Source organism: Oleiphilus sp. HI0061, assembly GCF_001635675.1.
On the sequence record NZ_LWFE01001543.1, the window covers coordinates 1 to 1292 of the forward strand.

The following is a 1292-nucleotide window of genomic DNA, read 5'->3' on the forward strand; positions in this document are numbered from 1 at the left end:
GACGCTATTGTTTGCGATTCGTCCAGATAAGCAGGTTGTGCCTTTAGGCAGAACAGATGCAAAGCCTTCAGTTGGATGGGAAATGATTAGTTTAATACAGCCTGAGCCAAACCCTGAAGGGCTGGCTCAGTCTAGTAGTTCATGATCTAGTTGTCACCGTGGTGAGGATGGTCAATACGGTTGATCAGTGCGCGAGCAAAGTCTTGACGAGTAATAATGCCAACAAGCTTGCCGCCGTCCATAACCGGTAGTCGTCGTCGGCCAGAAGTGAAGAACTCTGCGCAGACAATGATATCATCTTCTTGTTCAACCATGTCTAGCTCGGTCGTCATGTGATCGGCGACTCGATCACCTACTGATTGGTAGTAGCCGTCATTTAGAGCTTCTTTCAAACAATCCAATTCTGAAAGAATACCAACCAGCTTCCCTTCATTATCTATTACCGGTGCGCCCGAACGGCCTTTTTTTACCAGAGTTCTTAAAGCCGTAATAACGCTGTCTTCAGGTTTGAAGGATAAAACATTTGGGCTCATATAATCTTTTATTTTTACGGAATGCACGTCACTTGCTCCTTATTCTGTACAGACTGGGTCATGGCATGAAGCCGATTTAGACACCGTTGTAAGATACACTATGGAGGATATCTGGGGAAAATCAAGCAAGCGGGTGCTTCATTAGGGTGAGTTTTCGTCCTTGTCGAAGATAGCGACGAAGAGATTCAGCGATATAAGGAGGAGCCTGTTCTATATTCTGAAGCTGAAAGCCAATTTGAGCATAAAAGTCTTTAAGCCACTCAAAAGGAAAGCACCAGCACTCGCGATTTGTCAGGTGTGGTTTTAGTTCGGTAAGTAGCCTGCTTCCTATGCCTTGCCGCTGCTCGGATGGAACCACGACCATGCTGCGTAGAATCAGATATTGATCGCTCTTGACCAGGCGAACAGCCGCAACGATTTTATTGTTTGAGTTGTTATTTCTAAGGATGTAAACCTCGTCTTCTTTACCGACGTGGGAATGGTAGTTCGCTTGTTTATAGAATTGCTTGGCGAGAGGAAAGCGAGGCGGGTCGAGTCGTTCCAGGGCGAAATTATTGTGGCTTAAGTCAGACATTTTACCAGCGTTTTTTTCTATCTAGGTCGCTCTCTTTTGCTTCAACCCATTCAGCACCGTCTTTGGTGATTTCCTTTTTCCAGAAAGGCGCGTCGGACTTTAAGTAGTCCATAATAAACTCACAGGCCGCAAAAGCATCTGCTCTATGTGCAGAGCTTACGCCAACGAAGACAATTTGTTCGCTC

At 45.7% G+C, this 1292-nt stretch carries 3 protein-coding genes; all 3 read right to left on the minus strand.

Features of this window, described 5'->3' with window-relative positions:
* Positions 1-146: 146 nt before the first annotated feature.
* The gene (locus A3735_RS24055) at positions 147-560 is read right to left on the minus strand and encodes a CBS domain-containing protein (protein WP_082870359.1); all 414 of its coding nucleotides are present in this window, start codon (positions 558-560) and stop codon (positions 147-149) included.
* Between the two features lie 94 nt (positions 561-654).
* Positions 655-1107, minus strand: a complete 453-nt coding sequence (locus A3735_RS24060; protein WP_068512804.1) for a GNAT family N-acetyltransferase — start codon at positions 1105-1107, stop codon at positions 655-657.
* A gap of 1 nt (position 1108) precedes the next feature.
* Positions 1109-1292: molybdenum cofactor biosynthesis protein MoaE (locus A3735_RS24065; RefSeq protein WP_197486011.1), on the minus strand; the 184-nt coding region annotated here is incomplete at its 5' end.

Coding starts and splice junctions, on each gene's coding strand:
- A3735_RS24060 (WP_068512804.1), bottom strand. CDS start 1,107: ATGTCTGACTTAAGCCACAATAATTTCGCCCTGGAACGACTCGACCCG.